This window comes from Mycobacterium nebraskense, from assembly GCF_002102255.1.
Taxonomy (GTDB): Bacteria; Actinomycetota; Actinomycetes; order Mycobacteriales; family Mycobacteriaceae; genus Mycobacterium; species Mycobacterium nebraskense.
This window is the reverse complement of record NZ_LQPH01000188.1, coordinates 71,944-95,448: the sequence shown is the minus strand read 5'-3', so window position 1 is coordinate 95,448 and position 23,505 is coordinate 71,944. Positions and strand designations below refer to the sequence as shown.

General features: G+C 66.9%; 19 protein-coding genes and 2 pseudogenes. 18 read left to right on the top strand and 3 right to left on the bottom strand.

Annotated features, from left to right (window positions below; translation table 11 throughout):
- The 12 genes and pseudogenes from AWC17_RS31425 to AWC17_RS31370 all read left to right on the top strand — a co-directional run.
- A pseudogene (locus AWC17_RS31425) lies at window positions 1-132 on the top strand (type VII secretion protein EsxI); the annotation flags it as partial.
- An 87-nt stretch (window positions 133-219) separates the two neighbouring features.
- A complete protein-coding gene (locus AWC17_RS31420) occupies window positions 220-1,122 on the top strand; it encodes an ESX secretion-associated protein EspG (RefSeq protein ID WP_047323132.1) in 903 nt (300 codons plus the stop codon).
- 264 nt (window positions 1,123-1,386) lie between these two features.
- A complete protein-coding gene (eccD, locus tag AWC17_RS31415) occupies window positions 1,387-2,898 on the top strand; it encodes a type VII secretion integral membrane protein EccD (protein WP_047323131.1) in 1,512 nt (503 codons plus the stop codon).
- Complete coding sequence (locus tag AWC17_RS31410) at window positions 2,876-4,732, top strand: type VII secretion-associated serine protease mycosin (RefSeq protein WP_047323130.1); 1,857 nt, start codon at window positions 2,876-2,878, stop codon at window positions 4,730-4,732. Before eccD ends, AWC17_RS31410 begins: the two co-directional genes overlap by 23 nt.
- Before the next feature lie 19 nt (window positions 4,733-4,751).
- Window positions 4,752-5,945, top strand: coding sequence for a type VII secretion protein EccE (eccE, locus tag AWC17_RS31405; RefSeq protein WP_047323129.1), 1,194 nt, complete (start codon window positions 4,752-4,754; stop codon window positions 5,943-5,945).
- The gene (eccA, locus tag AWC17_RS31400) at window positions 5,942-7,774 is read left to right on the top strand and encodes a type VII secretion AAA-ATPase EccA (RefSeq protein ID WP_047323128.1); all 1,833 of its coding nucleotides are present in this window, start codon (window positions 5,942-5,944) and stop codon (window positions 7,772-7,774) included. Before eccE ends, eccA begins: the two co-directional genes overlap by 4 nt.
- A 315-nt stretch (window positions 7,775-8,089) precedes the next feature.
- Window positions 8,090-8,374: pseudogene (locus AWC17_RS31395) on the top strand (WXG100 family type VII secretion target).
- Between the two features lie 634 nt (window positions 8,375-9,008).
- The gene (locus AWC17_RS31390; protein ID WP_047323126.1) at window positions 9,009-10,265 is read left to right on the top strand and encodes a PPE family protein; all 1,257 of its coding nucleotides are present in this window, start codon (window positions 9,009-9,011) and stop codon (window positions 10,263-10,265) included.
- A gap of 66 nt (window positions 10,266-10,331) precedes the next feature.
- Window positions 10,332-11,744, top strand: coding sequence for a PPE family protein (locus AWC17_RS31385; protein WP_047323125.1), 1,413 nt, complete (start codon window positions 10,332-10,334; stop codon window positions 11,742-11,744).
- A 53-nt stretch (window positions 11,745-11,797) separates the two neighbouring features.
- Window positions 11,798-12,121 (top strand): DUF732 domain-containing protein, encoded by a 324-nt coding sequence (locus AWC17_RS31380; protein ID WP_046184877.1) that lies wholly within the window; start codon window positions 11,798-11,800, stop codon window positions 12,119-12,121.
- A gap of 100 nt (window positions 12,122-12,221) precedes the next feature.
- Window positions 12,222-12,542: a DUF732 domain-containing protein gene (locus tag AWC17_RS31375; protein WP_046184878.1), complete on the top strand. Its 321-nt coding sequence runs from the start codon at window positions 12,222-12,224 to the stop codon at window positions 12,540-12,542.
- Window positions 12,543-12,698: 156 nt separating this feature from the next.
- Window positions 12,699-13,415: an MgtC/SapB family protein gene (locus AWC17_RS31370; protein ID WP_046184879.1), complete on the top strand. Its 717-nt coding sequence runs from the start codon at window positions 12,699-12,701 to the stop codon at window positions 13,413-13,415.
- Here AWC17_RS31370 and AWC17_RS31365 read toward each other — a convergent pair.
- Window positions 13,412-14,608 carry an NAD(P)/FAD-dependent oxidoreductase gene (locus AWC17_RS31365; protein WP_047323124.1) on the bottom strand — a complete coding sequence of 399 codons (1,197 nt, stop codon included), beginning with the start codon at window positions 14,606-14,608 and terminating at the stop codon, window positions 13,412-13,414. The two genes, AWC17_RS31370 and AWC17_RS31365, sit on opposite strands and share 4 nt — an antisense overlap.
- Before the next feature lie 96 nt (window positions 14,609-14,704).
- Here AWC17_RS31365 and AWC17_RS31360 point away from each other — a divergent pair, with 96 nt between their 5' ends.
- Together AWC17_RS31360 and AWC17_RS31355 are read left to right on the top strand one after the other, a co-directional pair.
- Complete coding sequence (locus tag AWC17_RS31360) at window positions 14,705-15,643, top strand: sterol desaturase family protein (RefSeq protein ID WP_276038944.1); 939 nt, start codon at window positions 14,705-14,707, stop codon at window positions 15,641-15,643.
- 94 nt (window positions 15,644-15,737) lie between these two features.
- On the top strand, window positions 15,738-16,421 hold the full coding sequence (locus AWC17_RS31355; RefSeq protein WP_046184882.1) for an Rv1815 family serine proteinase: 684 nt from the start codon (window positions 15,738-15,740) through the stop codon (window positions 16,419-16,421).
- A gap of 6 nt (window positions 16,422-16,427) precedes the next feature.
- Here AWC17_RS31355 and AWC17_RS31350 read toward each other — a convergent pair whose 3' ends face one another.
- On the bottom strand, window positions 16,428-16,883 hold the full coding sequence (locus AWC17_RS31350) for a nitroreductase/quinone reductase family protein (RefSeq protein WP_046184883.1): 456 nt from the start codon (window positions 16,881-16,883) through the stop codon (window positions 16,428-16,430).
- 113 nt (window positions 16,884-16,996) lie between these two features.
- On the opposite strand from AWC17_RS31350, the gene AWC17_RS31345 reads away from it, so the two are divergent.
- From AWC17_RS31345 to AWC17_RS31335, 3 genes are all read left to right on the top strand, one after another.
- The gene (locus AWC17_RS31345; RefSeq protein ID WP_197083445.1) at window positions 16,997-17,680 is read left to right on the top strand and encodes a TetR/AcrR family transcriptional regulator; all 684 of its coding nucleotides are present in this window, start codon (window positions 16,997-16,999) and stop codon (window positions 17,678-17,680) included.
- A gap of 128 nt (window positions 17,681-17,808) precedes the next feature.
- Window positions 17,809-18,309: a VOC family protein gene (locus tag AWC17_RS31340; protein ID WP_046184885.1), complete on the top strand. Its 501-nt coding sequence runs from the start codon at window positions 17,809-17,811 to the stop codon at window positions 18,307-18,309.
- Window positions 18,306-19,778, top strand: a complete 1,473-nt coding sequence (locus AWC17_RS31335) for an FAD-binding protein (protein ID WP_046184886.1) — start codon at window positions 18,306-18,308, stop codon at window positions 19,776-19,778. The genes AWC17_RS31340 and AWC17_RS31335 overlap by 4 nt, the downstream gene beginning before the upstream one ends.
- 34 nt (window positions 19,779-19,812) lie before the next feature.
- Here the strand turns inward: AWC17_RS31335 and bacA are convergent, their stop codons facing one another.
- Window positions 19,813-21,738, bottom strand: coding sequence for a vitamin B12 ABC transporter pemease/ATP-binding protein BacA (gene bacA, locus AWC17_RS31330; protein ID WP_046184887.1), 1,926 nt, complete (start codon window positions 21,736-21,738; stop codon window positions 19,813-19,815).
- Between the two features lie 93 nt (window positions 21,739-21,831).
- Here bacA and AWC17_RS31325 point away from each other — a divergent pair, with 93 nt between their 5' ends.
- Window positions 21,832-23,484 carry an acetolactate synthase gene (locus AWC17_RS31325; protein WP_047323123.1) on the top strand — a complete coding sequence of 551 codons (1,653 nt, stop codon included), beginning with the start codon at window positions 21,832-21,834 and terminating at the stop codon, window positions 23,482-23,484.
- Window positions 23,485-23,505 lie beyond the last annotated feature (21 nt).

The window sequence follows — 23,505 nt, the reverse complement described above, 5'->3', positions numbered from 1 at the left end:
GAGTTCATCACCCAGTTGGGTCGCAACTTCCAGGTGATCTACGAGCAGGCCAACGCCCACGGGCAGAAGGTGCAGAGCGCCGGCAACAACATGGCCAGCACCGACAGCGCCGTTGGGTCCAGCTGGGCCTAACCCCAACTTCAGGCGCGGCAGCACACCACCCGTCGGTGTGCTGCCGCGTCCTGCGGTTACCGTGCACTTTGAACCCTTGAGGTATTGATGGACCAACAGACCGCCCGCACCGACATCACCGTTAACGTCGACGGTTTCTGGATGCTCCAGGCTCTCCTGGACATTCGGCATGTCGCGCCGGAGTTGCGGTGCCGACCATTTGTTTCTACCGACTCGAGCGACTGGCTCAACGAGCATCCCGGCATGGCGGTGATGCGCGAGCAGGGCATCGTCGAAAACGGTCAGGTAAACGAACATGTGGCCGCTCGGTTGAGGGTGCTCGCCGCGCCGGACCTCGAGGTCATCGCCCTGCTGTCGCGGGGCAAGCTGCTCTACGGCGTGGTCGACGACGAGAACCAGCCCCCCGGGTCACGCGACATCCCCGACAACGAGTTCCGGGTGGTGCTGGCCCGCCGCGGCCAGCACTGGGTGTCGGCGGTACGGGTCGGCGGCGACATCACCGTCGACGACGTCGCCATCGCCGACAGCGCCTCGATCGCGTCCCTGGTCCTGGACGCGCTGGAGTCGATACACCACGCAGAGCCAGCGGCGATCAACGCGGTCAACGTGCCGCTGGAAGAGATGCTGGATGCGACCAAGTCTTGGCAGGAGTCGGGCTTCAACGTGTTCTCCGGCGGCGACCTGCGGCGGATGGGCATCAGCGCCGCCACCGTGGCCGCGCTGGGACAGGCCCTCTCGGATCCGGCGGCCGAGGCCGCGGTGTACGCGCGTCAATACCGGGACGACGCGAAGGGCCCCAGCGCCTCGGTGCTGTCGCTCAAAGACGGTTCCGGTGGCCGCATCGCGCTCTACCAGCAGGCGCGAACGGCCGGGTCGGGGGAGGCCTGGCTGGCCATCTGCCCGGCGACCCCCCAGTTGGTGCAGGTGGGCGTCAAGACGGTGCTGGACACACTGCCCTACGGCGAGTGGAAAACCCACAGCAGGGTGTGACATTCGACGAAACACAAAGTTCACCAATGTCTTTGCACTCAACATGCGGTTGAGATGCCAACACGGCATACTTCTCTAAGAGATTCAGCAAATCTCAAACCACTGTCACCGAAGTTTTAATCGCAAGGCGGGGTAGATGGAATTCGGAATAGTCGAGCTGCACTTTCCCGGGGGCCGCAGCGCCTCGGAGAGTGGGCCGGCACAGACTCCCGCCGGGCTGGCGGCACGGGATTACACGTTCACGACGGTAAGGGGTTCAGGGCGATGACTGCGGTTGTTGAAGCGCTACAGCCTGACGTTGAGGGAATTTCGCAGCCTCGGGCGGTCGTGGTCGGCGTTATGGCCGGGACGGGCGTACAGATCGGCGTCCTGCTGGACGCCAACGCCCCCGTCTCGGTGATGACCGAGCCGCTGCTGAAGGTGGTGAACAGCCGACTCAGGGAACTCGGGGAGACCCCGTTGGAGGCCGCGGGTCGCGGCAGGTGGGCGCTCTGCCTGGTTGACGGCACCCCGTTGCGGGCCACCCAGTCCCTGACCGAGCAGGACGTCTACGACGGCGACCGGCTGTGGATCCGGTTCATCCAGGACACCGAGCATCGCTCGCAGGTCATCGAGCACATCTCCACCGCGGTCGCGGCAGACCTGAGCAAGCGGTTCGCCGCGATCGACCCGGTCGTTGCCGTGCAGGTCGGCGCGTCGATGGTGGCGGCCGGGGTGACTGCCGCCTCCGGCTTGCTGCTCTGGTACCGGTGGCACCACAACTCTTGGCTGCCGACGGCGTATTCCGCGGTGATCGCCGCGGTGGTGCTGGGCGTTTCCCTGATGCTGCTGATGCGGGCGCGCACCGACCAAGATCGCCGCATCGCCGACATCATGCTGCTGAGCGGCCTGGCGCCACTCACGGTCGCCGCGGCGGCGGCACCGCCCGGCGGAGTGGGATCGCCACACGCGGTGTTGGGCTTCGGCGTGCTCACCATCGCCGCGATGCTGGCCCTGCGTTTCACCGGACGCCGGCTCGGCCTCTACACCGCGCTGGTCACTGTCAGCGTGGTTACGGCGATCGCGGCCCTGGCACGAATGGTCGCGATGACCAGCGCCGTGACGCTGCTGACCAGCGTTGTCCTCGTGTGCGTGCTCGTCTATCACACGGCGCCGGCGCTCTCGCGCCGGCTGGCCGGCATCCGTCTTCCGGTGTTCCCCTCGGCGACCAGCCGGTGGGTGTTCGAGGCCCGGCCCGACCTGCCCACCACTGTGGTCCGCTCCGACGGTGGGCCCCCGGTCCTCGAGGGCCCCGCGTCCGTCCGCGATGTCTTGGTGCAGGCCGAACGCGCCCGCTCCTTCTTGACGGGCTTGCTGGTCGGACTGGGTGTGTTGATGATCGTCTCGTTGACGGCGTTGTCGGACCCGCACACCGGGCAGCGCTGGCTGCCGCTGTTGCTGGCCGGTTTCAGCGCCGGGTTCCTGATGCTGCGCGGGCGCTCGTACGTCGACCGCTGGCAGGCGATCACCCTGGCCGTGACCGCCGTCCTCATTGTCGGTGCGGTGGTGGCGCGGTACGCGCTCGTGTTGCAGTCGCCCCTGGCCGTGTCGATCAGCGCGGCGATCCTGGTGCTGCTGCCGACGGCCGGCCTCACGTCCGCGGCCGTGGTGCCCAACACGATCTACAGCCCGCTGTTCCGCAAGTTCGTGGAATGGATCGAATACCTCTGCCTGATGCCGATTTTCCCGCTGGCATTGTGGTTGATGAATGTCTATGCAGCAATCCGCTACCGGTAGTAGCAAGGTGTGGCGAGGGCGCGCATCCGGTGCGGCCCTCGCCGCAATCTTGCTTGCCTCAGGAGCATTGGCCGGCTTACCGCCCGCTTATGCGATTTCGCCGCCGACGATCGATCCGGGCGCGGTGCCGCCTGACGGTCCGCCCGGGCCGCCGGCGCCGATGAAGCAGAATTCATACTGCACCGAGGTCGGGGTGCTGCCCGGCACAGATTTCCGGTTGCAGCCGAAGTACATGGACATGCTGAACTTGCAGGAGGCGTGGCAGTTCGGCCGTGGTGCCGGCGTGAAGGTGGCGGTCATCGACACCGGTGTGAGCCCGCACCCCAGGTTTCCGCACCTGATCCCCGGCGGGGATTACGTCATGGGCGGTGACGGATTGTCGGACTGCGACGCGCACGGCACGATCGTGGCCTCGATGATCGGCGCCGCGCCGGCCAGCGGCGCGGGGGTGCCGCCGGCCGCACCACGCCGGCCGGTCACCATTCCCACCACCGAACCGCCACCGAAAGCGCCGCCGCCCCAGACGGTGACGCTGTCGCCCTTGCCACAGACCGTGACGATGGTTCCGCCCTCGCCGCAGGAGCAGCAGCCTGCTCCGGGACCGTTCGGGTTGCCGCAGCCGGCCGCGCCCGCGCCCGCGCCCGCGGGTCCACCGCCGGGGCCACCGCAGGGCGGCCAACCGGCACAGCCCGGTGGGCAGGCCCCGGCGGGCAGCCACGGCGGCGGGACGGTGACCATACCCAGCTACTCCGGTGGGAGCCACGTGGTCGGCGTCGACAACCCACGCGGCCCGCGCCCGCTTGACCCGCCGCCACCTCCGCCGCCGGCGCCGCCGGCGCCCTCGGCTGGTCCCGACGCGTTCAGCGGTGTCGCGCCCGATGTCGACATCATCGCGATCCGCCAGTCCAGCCAGGCCTTCGGCCTCAAGGACGCCTACACCGGCGACGAAGACCCGCAGACTCGGGCGAAGATCGACGACGTCCAGACGATGGCCCGGGCGATCGTGCACGCCGCCAACATGGGCGCGCAGGTGATCAACATCTCGGATGTAACCTGCATGAGCGCGCGCAACATCATCGACCAGCGTGCGTTGGGTGCTGCGGTGCGCTACGCGGCGGTCGACAAGAACGCCGTCATCGTGGCCGCGGCCGGGGACACCAGCAAGAAGGACTGTAAGCAGAACCCGGCGCATGATCCGTTGCAGCCCAACGATCCTCGCAACTGGAACTCCGTCACCACCGTTGTGACGCCGTCCTGGTTCAGCGACTACGTCCTGACGGTGGGCGCCGTCGACGAAGATGGCCGGCCGATGACCCAGGGCAACCAGGGTCAGGCATCGACGAGCGTGGCCGGTCCGTGGGTGGGCATCGCCGCACCCGGCACCGACGTCATCGGGCTATCCCCGCGGGACGACGGCGTCATCAACGCGATCGACGGACCGGACAACACGCTGCTGGTTCCGTCCGGCACCAGCTTCTCGGCCGCGATCGTGTCCGGCATCGCCGCGCTCGTCCGCGCCAAGTTCCCCCAGCTGTCGGCCTACCAGGTCATCAACCGGTTGACCCGCACAGCCCGTGCACCGGCGCGCGGCGTGGACAACCAGATCGGGCACGGCATCGTCGACCCGGTGGCGGCACTGACGTGGGACGTGCCCGAAGGACCGTTGAAGCCGCCGCAGCAACTTTCGGCGCCGCTGAACATACCGAAGCCGGTCCCGCCCCGGGATATGGTGCCAGTGTGGGTGGCCACCGGAGGCTTGCTCGGGGCGTTACTGATCGGTGGGGGCGTGTTTGGTACGGCGATGCTGATGAAGCGATCGCGGAAGCAGCAATAAGGGCGGAGCAGCAACAGTCATGAAAGCTCAGCGCAGGTTCGGGTTGTCATTGTCGTGGCCGCGGGTCACCGCGGTATTCCTGGTCGACATCGCCATCTTGGTGGTGGCCAGCCACTGCCCAGAGTCCTGGCAGGGCACCCATCGCATCGCGTTCTGGGTGGGTGTCGGCCTCGCGGCGTTGATCGCCCTGTTCTCGCTGGTCACCTATCACGGCATCACGGTGACGTCGGGATTGGCCACCTGGCTGTGGGATTGGTCCGCCGATCCGGGCACCGCGCTCGGCGCGGGCTGCACACCGGTGCGCGACTACCAGCGCCGCTTCGGACGCGACAAGGTCGGCGTGCGCGAGTACGAGGGCCAGCTGGTCACGGTGATCGCGCTGAATGTGGACGATGACGACGCGTCGTCGCGCCACCGGCACCGGACGTCACCGCCCACCCTGCTCGTGCAGGCGGTGGCTGATGGGTTGCGGCAGTTCGACATTCACCTCGATGACATCGACATCGTGTCGGTCAAGGTGCGCCGCGGCGGCAACGCCGCCGAGCTGTCGAAGCTCGAGGACTGGGGCCCCGAGGAGTGGGAGGTGGCGAACGGTGAGCCCACCTCGTACGTTCGTCGCACCTGGCTGGTGTTGCGGATGAGCCCGCAGCGCAACATCGCCGCGGTCGCCGTCCGCGATTCGCTGGCTTCGACGTTGGTCGCGGCCACCGAGCGGCTGGCCCAGGATCTCGACGGACTCACCTGCGCCGCGAGACCGTTGACCGCCGAGGAGATCACCGAGGTTGACCGCGCGGTGCTGGCCGACCTCGAGCCCACGTGGAGCCGGCCCGGCTGGCGCCACCTCAAGCACTTCAACGGCTTCACCACCAGCTTCTGGGTGACGCCCTCCGACATCACCACCGACACGCTCGACGAGCTGTGGCAGGCGGACACCGTCGCCACCGTGCTGACGGTCCGGCTCACCGCGCGCGCGGGCCGGCCGCAGGTGTCGGCCTGGGTGCGATTCCACAGCGAGAAGCGGCTGCCCCGAGACGTATCGGCCGGCCTCAACCGGCTCACCGGACGCCAGCTGGCCGCGGTCCGCGCCAGCCTGCCCGCCCCGGCGACACGCGCCCCGCTTGTCGTGCCGAGCCGTCCCGTGCATGACGACGACCTGGTGTTGTCGGTTGACCAGCTGCGAGGGAGCCCGGCGGGCGCGCCTGTAGCGCAATGACGCGGCCGCAATCAACCGCTGAGGGCGCCCGCAATGCGATGGTCGCCGGGCTGTTGGCATCGGGGATATCCGTCAACGGGCTGCAGCCGAGTCACAACCCGCAGGTGGCATCGCAGATGTTCACCACGGCCAGCAACCTGGACCCCGCGATGTGCGACGCCTGGCTGGCGCGGTTGCTGGCGGGGGAGCGGAGCATCGAGGTACTTGCCGGTGCGTGGGCGTCGATCCGGACGTTCGGGTGGGAGACCCGCCGGCTCGGGGTCACCGATTTGCACTTCCGTCCACAGGTCTCGGACGGGTTGTTCCTGCAGCTGGCCGTGACCAGTGTCGAGTCACTGGCGTGTGCCTACGCGGCCGTGCTCGCCGAGGCCAAACGCTACGAGGAGGCGTCGGAGCTGCTCGACGGGGTGGAGCCGCGCCAACCGTTCGAGCAGGAGTTGGTCGACTACGTCCGGGGCGTGCTGTATTTCCGCACCGGACGGTGGCCGGACGTGCTCAACCAGTTCCCAGAGGGCAAGGTCTGGCGTCAGCCCGAACTGAAGGCCGCCGGCGCGGCGATGGCAACCACGGCGCTGGCGTCGCTCGGCGTCTTCGAGGAGGCGCTACGGCGCGGCCAGGACGCCGTCGAAGGTGACCGGGTGCCGGGCGCGGCCAACATCGCCCTGTACACCCAGGGCATGTGCTTGCGACACCTGGGCCGCGAGGACGAAGCCGTCGAACTGCTGCGCCGGGTGTACTCGCGGGATCCGAAGTTCAGCCCGGCCCGTGAAGCGCTGGACAACCCGAACTATCGACTGGTCTTGACCGACCCGGAAACCATTGAGGCACGGACGGATCCATGGGACCCGGACAGCGCGCCGACCCGGGCGGAGACGGAGGCCGCCCGCCACGCCGAGGAGGCCGCAAGGTATCTGGCCGAGGGCGACGCGGAGCTCAACGCGATGCTGGGCATGGAGCGCGCCAAGCGGGAAATCAAGCTCATCAAGTCGACGACGAAGGTGAACCTGGCGCGCGCCAAGATGGGCCTTCCCGTGCCGGTGACGTCGCGCCACACCCTGCTGCTGGGTCCGCCCGGAACCGGAAAGACGTCGGTGGCGCGGGCCTTCGCCAAGCAGCTGTGCGGCCTGACGGTGCTGCGCAAGCCGGTGGTGGTGGAAACCAGCCGCACCAAGCTGTTGGGCCGATACATGGCCGACGCGGAGAAGAACACCGAGGAGATGCTCGAGGAAGCTCTGGGCGGGGCGGTCTTCTTCGACGAGATGCACACGTTGCACGAGAAGGGCTACCAGCAAGGCGACCCCTACGGTAACGCGATCATCAATACGTTGCTGCTGTACATGGAGAACCATCGCGACGAGCTCGTCGTCTTCGGCGCCGGTTACGCCAAGGCGATGGAGAAGATGCTCGACGTGAATCAGGGTCTGCGGCGGCGGTTTTCGACCGTCATCGAGTTCTTCAGCTATACGCCCGACGAGCTGGTCGCGTTGACGCGGCTGATGGGGCAGGAGAATGAGGACCTGATCACCGAGGAAGCGGCCCAATCGCTATTGCCTTCGTACACCAGGTTTTATCTCGACGAGAGTTACTCCGAAGACGGGGACCTGATCCGCGGCATCGATACGCTCGGCAACGCCGGCTTCGTGCGCAATGTGGTGGAGAAGGCCCGCGACCACCGCAGTTTCCGTCTGGACGACGAGGACCTGGACGCGGTGCTGGCCAGCGACGTCACGGAGTTCAGCGAGCGTCAACTCCTGCGATTCAAGGAGCTGACCCAAGAGGACCTCGCCGAGGGCCTCAGCGCGGCAGTCGCCGAGAACAAGACCACATAGGTCGCGGGCGATCCGAGTTCAGCTACTACTCGCCTGGCGTCACGGCGTAGCGGCGGATCGCACGAGGATTTAACAAACTCACGCGCCGCTACTGGCGGCAGCAGCGGCGGCTGCTCCGGCGGTTTTTACAGACCGCTTTTGAGAAAACGCGCACGTTAGGCAACGCCATAATGGTTGACGCGGAGCAGCCAGCACCCCTGAAAAAATGCCGATGAGCAGCGGAAACTGGCCTCCCAGGAAATTGTCAGCAGCTAATCAGGGGCGCGGCAGAGTAGCTCGTTTACCCTTCGCGAGGGTGAACAGAAGGGCAACGGCATGGCAATCGACCATCTATTCGGTGACATAGACGCGCACGGCGCCGCCATTCGCGCCCAGTCGGCCTCGTTGGAGACCGAGCATCGGCCATCGCTCGCAATGTGCCGGCTGCGGGTGCCTTCTGCGGGGGCGCCGGTTCGGTGGCATGCCAGGAATCTGTCCCCCGGGCTGAGTCGCAACTTCCAGGTGATCTACGAGCAGGCCAACGCCCTCGGGCAAAAAGTGCAGACTGCCGGCAGCAACATGGCCAGCACCGACAACGCCGTCGGTTCCGGCTGGGCGTAATCGCGTCCGACATTGAGGTAATTGCTTCGGGTTGACACGCTCGCTATGAGCTTGCGGGTGTAAGCCGTCCGGCGTTTCGCGGAATTGTCGGATACGGGTGTTTTCGCTGTTTTGCAATATGGTGGTAGGAGGTTTTATCTCTCGAGATTGTGCATTCATTTAGATTAAAATCAATTCAGCGTGATCAGCAATCATCTCGATCCGCAGGCGGCCAATCTCTAATATGGCGGTTTGCTAATTCCCTAGTAGACCGTTGCCGGGTCATGCCTGTAACGCGGGTCACCACGGTGTATGTAATATCACAGAAATAGCTAGGTAGACAAAAGTTCTCACATGATGAAACCGCGCTGTGACATTCCCTTTTTACATTACGTTACCTGGTGGGAACGCCAGCCGAATACGTTGCGGTCACGATGATCTTATATTCGTGGAACGGCCGCAGAGATGGCCGGTTGCCAATTTTCGGGAGAGATTTCGGCTAGGGAGAGAATGGTCCGTTGTTTGATGGATGTGAAATAACCTCATGGCTTCAATAGCGGATTCGATGCCTTTCATTAGAACCATGGCGCGGATGCGGCAGGGGCAGCAAAGCCGCGCCTACCATGGCGGCCACTTGGGGGACCGGAGGTAGTAGATGCTGGATTTCGGGGCGCTTCCGCCGGAGATCAACTCGGGGCGGATGTATGTCGGGGCGGGGTCGGGTCCGCTGCTGGCGGCCGCGGGGGCGTGGGACGAATTGGCCGCCGAGTTGCAGGCTGCCGGCGCGTCGTACAGCTCGACCATCGAGACGCTGGCGACGGGGCCGTGGACGGGTCCGTCGTCGATGGCAATGGCGGCCGCCGCCGCGCCGTATGTGGCGTGGATCAACGCCACCGGCGCCCAGGCCGAGGTGGCAGGGGCCCAGGCCAAGCTGGCCGCGGGCGCCTACGAGGCGGCGTTCGCCGCCACGGTGCCGCCACCGGTGATCGCGACCAATCGCGCCCTGCTGGCGACGTTGATCGCCACCAACATCCTCGGCCAGAACACCCCGGCGATCGCCGCGACCGAAGCCCAATACATGGAGATGTGGGCACAGGACGCCGCCGCGATGTACGGCTACGCGGCCTCCTCGGCGACCGCATCGCAATTGACACCGTTCGCCGAGCCGCCGCAGACCACCAACGAGTCGGCCACGCAGATGCAGGCGGCCGCGGTCACCCAGTCCAGCGCGCAGTCCAGCTCGAACACCGCCTCCCAGCTGTCCCAGCTGAGCACGACGATGCAAACCGTGGTGAATGCCGGCAACGCGGCGCCGAATGCCGGAACAACGGGGACTGGTGTCACCACTGGAATCGGGCAAAACCTGGACTACTGGAACAACATCTGGTCGGTGCTGACGGGCCCGTACTCCCCCCAGTCATGGAGCAGCGTTCCGGGTGGGCCGTTCCTATCGTTCGGTCAGGCGTACGCCTGGGGCCAGAACGGCCAGAGCGCCGCTGCCTACTTGTCCGGCCCGAAGGCGATCTCCGGCGCTCTCGCTCCGCTGACCAGTGGCCCGAGCGCGGTGAGGCCGATGCTCAGCTCTGCCGCGGGGCCGGTGTCGGGGTCCATGGGGAAGGCGGCCCTGGTTGGCAGCATGTCGGTGCCCCAGGGTTGGACGGAAGCCGCTCCGGCGATCCGAACGCTCGCCCAGGTGCTGCCGACCAACATGGCGGCCGCCCCAGCCGCTCTGGCCGGCGAAGAAGGCGTCTTCAGTCAGATGGCCCTGTCCAGCTTGGCGGGACGCGCGATTGCCGCCACCGCGACCCACTCTGTCGGCTCCGCCGCGGCGGCCGGCTCACTGGGCGGCGTGGTGGCCGAGGCTGACCCCGCCGCAGCCACCATCATCGTGATCCCTTGCATCGAGGAGTGACAGCGATGATCACCACGCACAGTAGTCCGGCACCGTCGACCCGAGCGCCTGAGTAAGGGGATAGCAATGTTTTACGGAGCTTTTCCGCCTGAGTTCAACTCGGGCCGGATGTACAGCGGTCCGGGAGTGGGTTCGCTGGTCACTGCGGCGACGGCCTGGGAGAACCTGGCCACCGAATTGCAGTCCACCGCTAGTGCCTATTCGTCGGTGATCTCAAGCCTGGCCAGTGGGCCGTGGGTGGGTCCGGCGTCGATCGCCATGGCGTCGGCGGCGGCTCCTTACGTGGCCTGGATGCAGCAAACCGCGGCCCAGGCGCAGGAAGCCGCGACCCAAGCCTCTTCAGCGGCGGCCGCCTACGAGACGGCGTTCGCCGCCCACGTGCCGCCCCCGGTGATCGCGGAAAACCGTGCCCTATTGGCGCAGCTGATGGCGAGCAACCTCTTCGGACAGAACACGGCGGCGATCGCAGCCACCGAGACCCAGTACGGCGAAATGTGGGCCCAGGACGCCGTGGCGATGGACACCTACGCCAGCTCGTCGGAGGCGGCCACGCGGTTCGCGCCGTTCACCGAACCGCCGCAGACCACCACCGGCACGGGCACGACGATGCAAGCGGCCGCGGTGAGCCAAGCCGCGGGCACGTCGGCCGGTAGTGCGGGGTCGACCATCAACGCGGCAGCCACCTCGCTGACTGCGGGCCCGGGCAACCCGATACTGGCATGGCTCTCGCAGCTCGCCACCGAATACAACACCGCCGTCAGCACCTTCTTGAAAGGCTTCGGCACGACTCCTGGCGGCACCCCATTGATCACGGCCATGTACAACGCGGTCAAGGTGCCGTTGGGGCTGACCACGCAGTTCAACGACGTCGGGCTGCTGATCAACTTCCCCCTGTCGCAATGGCTCAAGTTCGCCCCACCCGCCGGCTACGGCGCGCTGCCGAAGGATGCGCTGGGAGCCGGGCTCGGGGCCCTGGGCTTCGGCCGGGGCACCCTGTACAGCGCCATCAGCCCGACGGCGGGCTTTGCGCGAGGCACTTTGGTGGGGCAGTTAACCGTTCCGCCCAGCTGGGCCTCGGCCACGCCGGCCATCAGGACGGTTGCCGCCGCATTGTCGGCCGCCGGGCCCGAGGCGGTGCCGGCCGCCGCGCTGGGCGAGGGCAGCCTGTTCAGTTCGATGGGGATGGCGGGGATGCTGGGCAGCGCCCTCGGCTCCGGGGGGCCCACCGTGGTCGGCGCCGGCGTGCGCAACCGGATGAAGCCGATCAAGGACCTCCAAGACAAACAATCGCCGGAACAACTGAAGCGTCTGGTCGCACAGATATCGGAGAAACCCGAAACCGTGCAGCACCACAATGTCGACCAGGAAGGTCTCGACGCCCTGCTCGAGCAGCTGGCGAAGAAACCCGGCATCCATGCGGTGCATCTGAAAAAGGGCGACAAGTCCAAAGGCTTGCCCGCCGATGCCCAATTGGGTTAGGGGGCAACATGACTCAGGACTCCACAGCTACCCGCGATAACGGAAGGTGGGCAATGAAACGGTTACTGGTTCTATTGGGCATCCCCGTCATGATCGGCCTGGCCGCACCGGTGTACGCCGATCCTCCACACGTACCGGACGGCGATGACGGGGCCTTCCTGGCCGCCCTGCATCAGGCCGGCTTCGGCTTTGCCAGTCCGGATGCGGCCGTTGGGGCCGGCCGGGCGGTGTGTTCGTGCCTGAACAACGGGGAATCGGGCCTGGAGTTGGTTCACGACGTGAAGATGCACAATCCGGGCATGGACATGGAGATGGCTTCGAACTTCGCCATGATTTCCGCGAAGTACTACTGCCCGCACCAACTCAGCAAAGCCTGATTGAGGCTCGCCGATTGCCGTATTGCGCTGGCCGATGGGGTGTTTCGGCAACTGGAGCCAGCGCTGCAGCCCGCGCCGCACCATGAGACAATCACCGGTTATGAGGCTGCTGGTGGCGCTGATCGGCGTTTCGGCTGTGCTCGCGCTTGCCGCGCCCGCGTACGGCGAGCCCGACGCGGGCGGCGTCGACGAGGCGAGCTTTCTCGCGTCGCTGCGAAGCGCGGGCATCACCTACAAGACGCCGGAGGCAGCGGTCCAATTCGCTCAAGCGGTGTGCACTGCAATGGGCAATGGCGAGTACGGCCCCCAGATGGTCAACGATCTGAAAGGTCAAAACCCGGGGCTCACTACGGATCACGCCACGTCGTTTCTGGCGATAGCCGCGAAGTTTTACTGCCCCCAGCAACTCAACAAGAGCTGACCAGGCGCCGCCACAACATCCGCCGGTTGCCCAGAGGTTTCGCGCACGTGGCCGCATCGCATCCGGTTCCGTTGGGGTCCACCCACTGTTTACCTGGGCCTGGTTAGCTGCGGCGAGCCGCATGCGGGCGCCGCGAACGAGGGGGAAGGAGTGCCGATGGAGACGCTGAGTGTCGCCGATTTCGCGCTCCGGCTCGCCGTCGGGGTCGGCTGTGGCGCCCTCATCGGCCTGGAGCGGCAATGGCGCGCGCGCCGGGCCGGCCTGCGCACCAACGCGCTGGTCGCCGGCGGCGCGACGTTGTTCGTCCTGTACGCCGCCGCGACCGCAGACACCAGCCCCACCCGGGTCGCCTCGTACGTCGTGTCCGGCATCGGATTCCTCGGCGGTGGGGTGATCCTGCGTGAAGGGGTCAACGTCCGGGGCCTCAACACCGCCGCCACCCTGTGGTGCTCTGCGGCGATTGGCGTCCTGGCCGCGTCCGGGCATCTGGTCTTCGCGTTGATCGGCACCGGGACCGTCATCGCCATCCACGTATTCGGGCGCCCACTGGGCCGGCTCATCGACCGCGACAACACCGGCGACGAAGACGAAAGTCTGCGGCCCTACTTGGTGCAGGTGATCGCCCGCCCGAAACACGAGAAGTATGCGCGCGCCCAGATTGTCCAGCACGCGAGCGGTAACGACATCACGCTGCGCGGAATCCACACCGGTCAGGCCGGCGATGACGAGATCACATTGACCGCACACCTCCTCATGAACGGCGATGCTCCATCCCGGCTGGAGCGGTTGGTGGCGGAGCTTTCCCTGCAACCGGGAGTCCGCGCGGTGCAGTGGTACGCCGGGGACGAAGCGCAATCGGACGGGCCTCGCTAGGGGCGGGACTGCAGCTCAGGCGCCGCGGCGGCCAGCAGGTCGGCGCGGTTACCGGTCAGCGGCGGGTAGATCCGCCGGGTGTTGATCGTCCGCTTCGTATCCTTGGCCCGTGCGCCGTCCGACACCACCACCCGATCCCACCCTTCGGTATAGACCGCGCCGGCCGGTCCCAGATCGAGAACCGTGACATACCAAGGGATTCGGAGAGCCAACAGCGGCTCCCCGAACAGGTCGCTGATGACGTTGTACCCGGCATAGCGGCCCATCGGGCGGCCGTGTTGGCACGACATCACCGACAGGTGGTCGTCGTCCGTGCGGGCGGCGGCGACGTCGCCCGCGGCGAAGATCGCGGGCACCCCGATTACCCGCAGATAGTCATCGACGGGTACGCGCCCCAGGCCGTCGCGCACCACCGGCAGCTGCTCGGTCAGCGAGCTCGCCCGCATACCGGCGCACCACACCACCGTGCCCGCCGCCAGCTGTTCGCCCGAGGTGAGCGACACCCGGCGCTCGCTGATGGCGGCGACGGCCACTCCCGCCCGGGTCTCGACACCGTTGGCCGATAGAGCTTCTTCGATCACCGGACGCGCCGAGGCGCCCATGTCGGAGCCGATCCGGCTGCGATCCAGCAGCACCACCCGGAGAGGGACGTTGCTTCCAGCGAACAGCCGCCGCAACCTGTCCGGTAGCGCGCAGGCCACTTCGATACCGGTCAGCCCCGCCCCCGCCACGACGACCGTGCCCGCCGCGGCCGTCGGCGAACCGTCGGCGAGCCGACGCAGATGGTCCCGCAGCGCGAGGGCACCGTCATAGGTGTCGACGTCGAAGCCGAACTCCCGCAGGCCCGGTATGGCGGGTTTGAGTACGTGGCTGCCCGATGCCAGCACCAGCCGGTCATAGTCGTACGTCGCGCCACCCGATGTGGTGACGGTGTGGGCGTCGGTGTCGATGGCGGTCACCTCGGCGGTGACGTGCACCACTCCGACGGGGTCGAGGAGGTCGGCGAGCGGAATGCGGCAGGGGCTCAGGTCGGCCTCGTAGTTGCGCACCCGGATGTCGTGGAACGGTTGGGCGGCCAACATGGTGATATCGACCGTGCCGGGCGGGATGGCGAGCTCGTCGAGCCGGCGGGCGGCGCCGAGCGCCGCCCATAATCCGGCAAACCCCGAGCCGATCACCACCACAGCGGTCAACTGCTCAACACCTCACGTCGGTCGGTCCCGTCATCACAGTGTGGGCCGCATACCGGACCAAGGCGACCCGATGGTCCCGTCGATCGTCGTAGTCTTATGCGTGTGAATGCGCTCTCAGATTTCGTGTCCGCGCTGCCCCCGCAGATGCGGGATCCGGTGCTGCCCGCCATTCCGTTCTTCTTGCTGCTGTTGACGCTGGAATGGGCGGCGGCCCGCAAGCTGGACAGCATCACCGGCGACGCGCGGCCGGCCTCCGGCGCATATTTCACCCGCGACTCGATGGCCAGCATCTCGATGGGGCTGGTTTCGGTGGGCACCACCGCCGCGTGGAAGACCCTGGCTTTGCTCGGCTATGCCGCCGTCTATGCCAATGTGGCGCTCTGGCACCCCTCGGCGACCCGGTGGTACACGTGGTTCATCGCGATCCTCGGCGTCGACCTGCTGTACTACGCCTATCACCGGATCGCGCATCGGGTCCGGCTGATCTGGGCGACGCACCAGGCCCACCACTCCAGCGAATACTTCAACTTCGCCACCGCGCTGCGCCAGAAGTGGAACAACAGCGGCGAGATCCTGATGTGGGTCCCCCTGCCGCTGTTGGGGATTCCGCCCTGGATGGTGTTCTTCAGTTTCTCGATCAGCCTGATCTACCAGTTCTGGGTGCACACCGAGCGGATCGGCAAGCTGCCACGGCCCTTCGAATTCGTCCTCAACACCCCGTCGCATCATCGAGTGCACCACGGAATGGACCAGATCTACCTCGACAAGAACTACGGCGGGATCCTCATCATCTGGGACCGGCTTTTCGGCAGCTTCCAGGCCGAGTTGTTCCGCCCGCACTACGGCCTGACCAAGCAGGTCGACACCTTCAATATCTGGAAGCTACAGACCCGCGAATACGTCGCGATCGCCCACGACTGGCGTTCGGCGACCCGCCTGCGCGATCGGCTGGGCTACGTTTTCGGTCCGCCCGGCTGGGCGCCGCGCACCGCGAGCCAGATCGAGGCGGCCGTCCCGGTGGCGACTTCGACGTAACACCGGCCGCGGACGGCGCGAAGACTTCTGCGTAACCGAAAGTCACGCCGTAATCTCAAATCGGTCGAGATTTGGCCCCGACGGATCGGAGTTAATGGTGCGTCGCCTGGCAATGCGCGCATTCACCGCGTCGATCACCGTCGCCGCGCTCGCGCAATCGCTGCCGCCTGTGCCCGCTGAAGCCGACCCCGTCATGGTCTATCCGGGCATGGAGATCCATCAGGGCAACCGCGTCTGCACGCTCGGCTACGTCGACCCCGGCCTGAAGATCGCGTTCACCGCGGGGCACTGCCGGGGCGGCGAGGGGGTCGTCACCGACCGGGGTGGCGCGGTCATCGGCCGCCTGGCGGCCTTCCGGGACAACACTCCCAGCGGTACGACGGTGGCGACCGACCAGTTGATCACCGACTACGAGGCGATCGTGCTGGACAACGGCGTCATGGCGAACAACGTCCTGCCGGGCGGGCGTCAACTGATCTCGAATCCGGCGGCGGCGCTGGCCCCCGGACAAGCGATCTGCCATTTCGGCGTGAGCACCGGCGAAACGTGCGGGACGGTGGAAAGCGTGAACAACGGCTGGTTCACCATGTCGCACGGCGTGCAGAGCCACAACGGTGACTCCGGCGGCCCGGTGTACCTGCCTTCCAGCGGCGGTCCTGGGCTGCTCGTGGGGATCTTCAACAGCGTCTGGGGGGATTTTCCGGCTGCGGTGTCGTGGCGGGCCACGTCCGAAGAAGTCCGTGAGGACCTCGGGGTGGCGCGGGGCGGCGCGCGCTAGGCGACTTCAGCGGGGCGCGTCCGCCTCCGCGAGGGCGAACACCGGGATGGTGGGCGCGACAGCGCGGAACTGCTCGTCGGTGCTGTCCGGGGTCAGCCCCGCGACGTAATCCTTGACCTGCCAGTACCAGCGGTCCAGATAGCGTCGCAGCAGTTCCGGTTTGGCCGCGTCGGCCACCTCGCTGACTCGGGCGCGTCGCCTGCGCCAGCGCGGGCCCGTCTCGACGACGCCCGCGGCCCGGACGTTGCGTGCCCACTGGGTGTTGCCGCGGGGTGAGACCAGATAATCCACACCGTCGACGGTCAGCAGGTTGATGACGACCGCCCGCGGTTTTCCGCTTTTGCGCCCGCGCACCCGCAGCGCATGGGTCCCGGCGATGCTGATCCCCATCTCCGCCAGCCAGCGGATCACCGCGTTGGCGGCCCGCGTGACTCCGTTCGGCTCTTCGTATCGCGTGGCCATGACGCGTCCTCTCTCGCAGACCTATCGAGAGCAGTGCTCTCATAGCTGGGTAGGTTGCCACAGTCCTGGCCAGAAAGCAAGAGCGGTGATCTCGGTTGTGTCAGACTGACCGCGTGGGCAAACGCCAGGAAACCCGGGAGCAGATCGAGGCGCGCATCATCCAACTCGGTCGCCAGCAGCTGGTGGATCGCGGTGCGGCCGGACTGTCCGTGCGAGCGATCGCCCGGGACCTCGGCATGGTGTCGTCGGCCGTCTACCGGTACGTGTCCAGCCGCGACGAGTTGCTGACCTTGCTGCTGGTCGACGCCTACGCGGACCTGGCCGACACCGTGGACCGGGCCCGCGAGACGGTCGGGGACCTGTGGAGCGACGATGTCATCGCCATTTCCCGGGCGACACGGCGGTGGGCCATCGCGCACCCGGCCCGCTGGGCCCTGCTGTACGGCAGCCCCGTGCCCGGGTATCACGCACCGCCGGAGCGCACGGTGTCCGTGGGAACCCGGGTGGTGGCGGCCTTCTTCGACGCCGTGGCGTCCGGGATCGCCACCGGAGACATCCGCCTCACCGATACCGTTGCCCCCCAACCGATGTCGTCGGACTTTGAGCGGATTCGCCAGGAGTTCGGGTTTCCCGGCGACGATCAGGTCGTCGCCAAGTGCTTCCTGCTCTGGGCGGCGGTGATGGGTGCGATCAGCCTCGAGGTGTTCGGCCAATACGGGGCCGACACCCTGACCGATCCCGAGGCGGTGTTCGACGCGCAGCTTCGGCTGCTGGTGGACGTGCTGGCCCAGCATTGACGGCGGCGGGCCGCCGACCGGGAATTAGAACATGTTCACCCAGCCTTCGCGCAACGGCGGTCGCCCGCCACGGCAAAGTTTTCGTGGCCCTTTCTGGCGGCCGAGCCACTGGACTATCCTGCGAGACGATGACCCTTCCCGTTCAGTCGCCGACGCAGATCGCGTGGGTTACCCCCGACCTGGAGGCCACCGAAACCGCCCTCACCGGCTTGTTAGGTGTACGCAAATGGGTGCGGATACCCGATGTGCACTTTGCTCCGGACGCCTGCAGCTACTTTGGCGAGCCGGCCGATTTCGTCGCCAGCATCTCGCTGAGCTATCTCGGCGACATGCAGTTGGAACTGATCGAACCGGTCAGCGGCGAGAACATCTATAGTGACTTTTTGCGTGACGCCGGGCCGGGTCTGCACCACATCTGCATGGAGGCCGAAAGCCCCGAGCAATTCGACGCGGCGTTGGCCGAGGCCGTGGAATTCGGGGCCGCGGTCGTGCAGCAAGGCGTGATGCCCGGCGGGATCCAATTCGCCTACGTGTCAGCGCCGCAGGCGGCAGTGCCGTTTGTGGAGATCGCATACGTTGCGCCCGAGATGAGGGCGTTTTACGACTACATCAAACAGGAGCAGCGGTGAGCACGGAGATACCGGCAACGGTCAGCGCGGACGACGTCACATCGTGGTCCGATGACGTCGACGTGGTAGTGGTCGGCTTCGGCATCGCGGGCGGGTGCGCCGCCGTCAGCGCGGCGGCCGCCGGCGCGCGGGTGCTGGTGCTGGAGCGCGCCGCGGTGGCGGGTGGCACCACGTCGCTTGCCGGGGGTCACTTCTATCTGGGTGGGGGAACTGCGGTTCAGGAAGCGACCGGTCACCCCGACTCGCCCGAGGAGATGTACAAGTACCTGGTCGCCGTGTCCCGGCAGCCGGACCACGACAAGATCCGGGCCTACTGCGAGGGCAGCGTCGGGCATTTCAATTGGCTGGAAGACTTGGGTTTTCAGTTCGAGCGCAGCTACTTCCCGGGCAAGGCGGTCATCCAGCCCAACACCGAGGGCTTGATGTTCACCGGTAACGAGAAGGTGTGGCCCTTCCTGGAGAAGGCGGTGCCGGCGCCGCGTGGCCACAAGGTGCCGGTGCCCGGCGACACCGGGGGCGCCAGCATGGTGATCGATCTGCTGCTGAAGCGCGCCGCGAGCCTGGGCGTGCAGATCCGGTACGAGACGGGCGCCAGCGAGCTCATCGTGGACGGTTCGGGTGCGGTGACCGGCGTGGCGTGGAAGCACTTCTCCGAAACCGGTGCGATCAAAGCAAAGTCGGTGATCATCGCTGCCGGGGGATTCGTGATGAACCCGGAGATGGTTGCCAAGCACACCCCGAAGCTGGCCGAGAAACCGTTCGTGCTGGGCAACACCTACGACGATGGCCTGGGCATCCGGATGGGCGTATCGGCCGGTGGCGCAACCGAGCACATGGATCAGATTTTCATCACGGCTCCGCCGTACCCGCCGTCGATCCTGCTGACGGGGATCATCGTGAACAAGCTCGGACAGCGCTTCGTCGCCGAGGATTCGTACCATTCCAGGACGTCCGGGTTCATCATGGACCAGCCGGACAGCGCGGCGTTTCTCATCGTCGACGAGGCGCACCTGGAGCACCCCAAGATGCCGCTGGTCCCGCTGATCGACGGATGGGAAACCGTCCCGGAAATGGAAGCCGCGCTTGGTATTCCGGAGGGCAATCTGGTGGCGACGCTGGACCGTTACAACGCCAACGCCGCCCGCGGCGAGGACCCCGACTTTCACAAGCAGCCCGAATTCCTTGCGGCACAAGATCAAGGCCCCTGGGGCGCGTTCGACATGTCATTGGGCAAGGCGATGTATGCCGGTTTCACCATCGGTGGGCTGGCCACGTCCGTCGACGGCGAGGTGCTGCGTGCGGACGGCACCGTGGTGCCCGGCTTGTATGCGGCCGGCGCCTGCGCGTCCAACATCGCACAGGACGGCAAGGGCTACGCCAGTGGGACGCAGCTGGGGGAGGGCTCGTTCTTCGGCCGCCGCGCCGGAGCGCACGCGGCCCGAGGGCCCGGGGGAGCGGAGGCACGCTAAGACCCAGCGCCGGAGTGCACGCGGCCGGGGCGCGCTAGACCCTCGCAGGCTCTTTCTTTTCCTCCACGGGGCCCAACCGCCACGGGCCGCCGCCAAGCAACTGCAGCTCTTGTTCGTGGTGCTGCTCGACGGTGGGCCGATGGCTCACGCTGACCACCACGCAATCCGGCAGTTCGGTCCGCATCAGTTGGTACAGCGCGAATTCCAGCCCCTCGTCCAGCGCGGAGGTGGCCTCGTCCAGGAAGACCGCCTTGGGTTTGGTGAGCAGGATGCGCGCAAACGCGACGCGCTGCTGCTCGCCGGGGGAGAGCACCTTGGCCCAATCCCGCTCTTCGTCGAGACGGTCCAGCAGTGGCGCCAGGGCGACTTTGGTGAGCACATCCCGCAACTCGTCATCGGACACGTCGTCCGGCGGCTTCGGGTAGCACACCACGGTGCGCAGGCTGCCCAGCGGCACGTATGGCAACTGCGACAGGAACATCGTCGCGTTGTCGCCCTCCGGGCGGCAGAGGGTTCCCGAAGCGTACGGCCACAACTCGGCCAGGCTGCGTAGCAGCGTGGTCTTGCCGGCACCGGAGCGCCCGGTGATCACCAGCGAATCGCCCTCGGTGAGTTGAACATCGAGCGGGTCGATGAGCCGATCGCCGGCCGGCGTGCGCACTTCGATGTCACGAAGCTCGACGGCCGTCTCTTCGCTCGGCTTGACCAGTATGGTCGGCAGCGCGCGCCCCTTGTCGTTGGCGTCGACCAGCCCGTGCAACCGGATGATCGACGCCCGGAAAGCCGCGAATGCGTCGTAGTTATTGCGGAAGAACGACAGCGAATCCTGAATATTGCCAAAGGCAGTCGCGCTCTGCCCAACGTCGCCGAAGTCGATCCGGCCGGCGAACAGGCGCGGCGCCTGAATCACCCACGGCAGCGGAACGATTGCCTGCGACACCGACCAGTTCCAGCTGTTGAAGATGATGGTCCGGCGGACGAACTTGCGATAGTTGTCGATGATCGGGGTGAAGCGCCGCCACAATTGCGCCCGCTCGACTCGCTCACCGCGGTAGAAGCCCACGGCCTCAGCGGCATCCCGCAATCGGACCAGTGCATAACGGAACGCCGCGTTGAGCTTCTCGTTGTTGAAGCTGAGCCAGATCAGCGGGTGGCCCAGCCAGATCGCCACCAACGTGGCGACTAGCACATACACCAGAACGGTCCAGAACATCGCGCGCGGGAACTCGACTCCGAACACGTTCAGGCTTCCCGACAGGTTCCACAGGATCGCGGCGAACGAAATCACGGACGCCACCGCGTTGACGGCCCCGAACAGCAAGGTGCTGCCGGTCCCGTTCGACGGGATGTTCGGGGTGCCGCCCGCATTCGCGGTGAAGATGTCGATGTCCTGTTGGATGCGCTGGTCGGGGTTGTCGATCGTGTGGTCGATGAACAGGTCCCGGTAATAGGCCCGGCCGGCGAGCCAGTCGTCGGTGAGATTGGCCGTCAGCCACATGCGCCAGGCGATGATGAACCGCTGCGTCAGATAGATGTCGATCATGAACCGGATGACGTACAAGACCGCCAGCACGCTGAAGATCGCGATCGACATCCAGAAGCCGTGGATCCCGGATTGTTTGACCGTGTCGTCGTCGGCAGCGAGACCCTGCACTGCTTTTTGTACAGCCGTGTACAGGTCGTTGCCCTGGTAGCTGAGCAACACCATCAGTCGCACCGACAGGAGTACGGATAGCAACAGCACGCCCAGCATCAGCCACACACGCACGCTGTGCGCACCGACGAAGTACCCGCGGGTGATCCGCCAGAACTGCTGGCCCCACGGCGTGAGATACCTGAAAGCGATCAGCACGATGAAGAGCACTACCGCGCTGATGACCCACGCGATGGCTACCCACCGCAAGGAATCCACGGTGGCCGTCGACCAGTCGATCGACGGCTTGAACGGCTTCGGGCCCATGGTCGCTGTCTCCTCATGGTCGAGCTGGTGGACTCTGCTGGAACTTCAAATCCTCCGGCGAAGGTACCCGAAGGATCTGGATAGGCTGCGGTTATGAGCACCGACGCCATCCCCACACAAACATTGCATGCCGGCCGGCTCATCGCGCGGCGCCTGCGGGCCAGCGGGGTCGACACCGTCTTCACGTTGTCCGGCGGCCACCTGTTTTCCGTCTACGACGGCTGCCGCGAGGAGGGCATTCGGCTGATCGATACCCGCCACGAGCAGACCGCTACCTTCGCCGCCGAAGGGTGGTCGAAAGTGACGAGGGTGCCGGGCGTCGCCGCGCTCACCGCGGGGCCGGGCGTCACCAACGGGATGAGCGCGATGGCGGCCGCACAGCAGAACCAGTCGCCCCTGGTCGTGCTGGGCGGCCGGGCGCCCGCGCAGCGGTGGGGCATGGGCTCGCTGCAGGAGATCGATCACGTGCCGTTCGTGGCGCCGCTGGCTCGTTTTGCTGCCACGGCGCAGTCCGCCGGGGACGCCGGCCGACTCGTCGACGAGGCGTTGCGGGCGGCGGTCGGCGCCCCGTCGGGCGTCGGCTTCGTCGACTTCCCCATGGACCATGTGTTCTCCATGTCCGAGGATCACGGCCGCCGCGGCGCCCTCGCCGACCTGCCGCCGGGGCCTGGCGTGGACGACCTCGATGGCGACGCGCTCGGCCGGGCCGCCGGCCTGCTATCCGCCGCGAAGCGGCCGGTGATCATGGCGGGCACGAATGTCTGGTGGGGACACGGGGAGGCGGCCCTGCTACGCCTCGCCGAGGAACTGCGAATCCCGGTGCTGATGAACGGGATGGCGCGCGGCGCGGTGCCCGCCGATCACCCGTTGGCGTTCTCGCGGGTGCGGGGAAAAGCGTTGGGCGAGGCCGATGTTGCGCTGATTATCGGGGTGCCGATGGATTTCCGGCTCGGCTTCGGCGCGGTGTTCGGGCCACAAACCCGGCTCATCGTGGCCGACCGTGTCGAACCCGAGCGCAAACACCCCCGCCCGGTTGAGGCGGAGCTCTACGGCGACCTGTTGTCGATCCTCGCGGCGCTGGCCGCCGGGGGTCGGACCGACCACCAAGACTGGATCGACGAACTGCGGACGGCCGAAATCGCGGCCCGCGGAAAGGAAAAGGCCGAGCTTGCCGACGACCGCATCCCGCTGCATCCGATGCGGGTGTACGCGGAGCTGGCACCGATGCTGGACCGCGACGCCATCGTCGTCATCGACGCCGGCGACTTCGGGTCCTACGCCGGACGGGTGATCGACAGCTACCAGCCGGGCTGCTGGCTGGACAGCGGGCCCTTCGGCTGCCTCGGCTCGGGCCCTGGTTACGCCCTGGCCGCCAAGCTGGCGCGGCCGGACCGCCAAGTTGTCCTTCTGCAGGGCGACGGCGCCTTCGGCTTCAGCGGCATGGAGTGGGACACCCTGGTCCGGCACAACGTGCCCGTCGTCTCGGTGATCGGCAACAACGGAATCTGGGGGCTGGAGAAGCACCCCATGGAGGCGTTGTACGGCTATTCGGTGGTGGCGGAGCTGCGTCCGGGCACCCGCTACGACGAGGTGGTGCGCGCCCTGGGCGGTCACGGTGAGCTGGTCTCCGCGCCGGCCGAGCTGCGGCCCGCGCTCGAACGCGCCTTCACCAGCGGCCTGCCCGCCGTCGTCAACGTCCTCACCGACCCCAACGTCGCCTATCCACGCCGGTCCAACCTCGCCTGAGCTCACGCGGGTCGCGAGCGT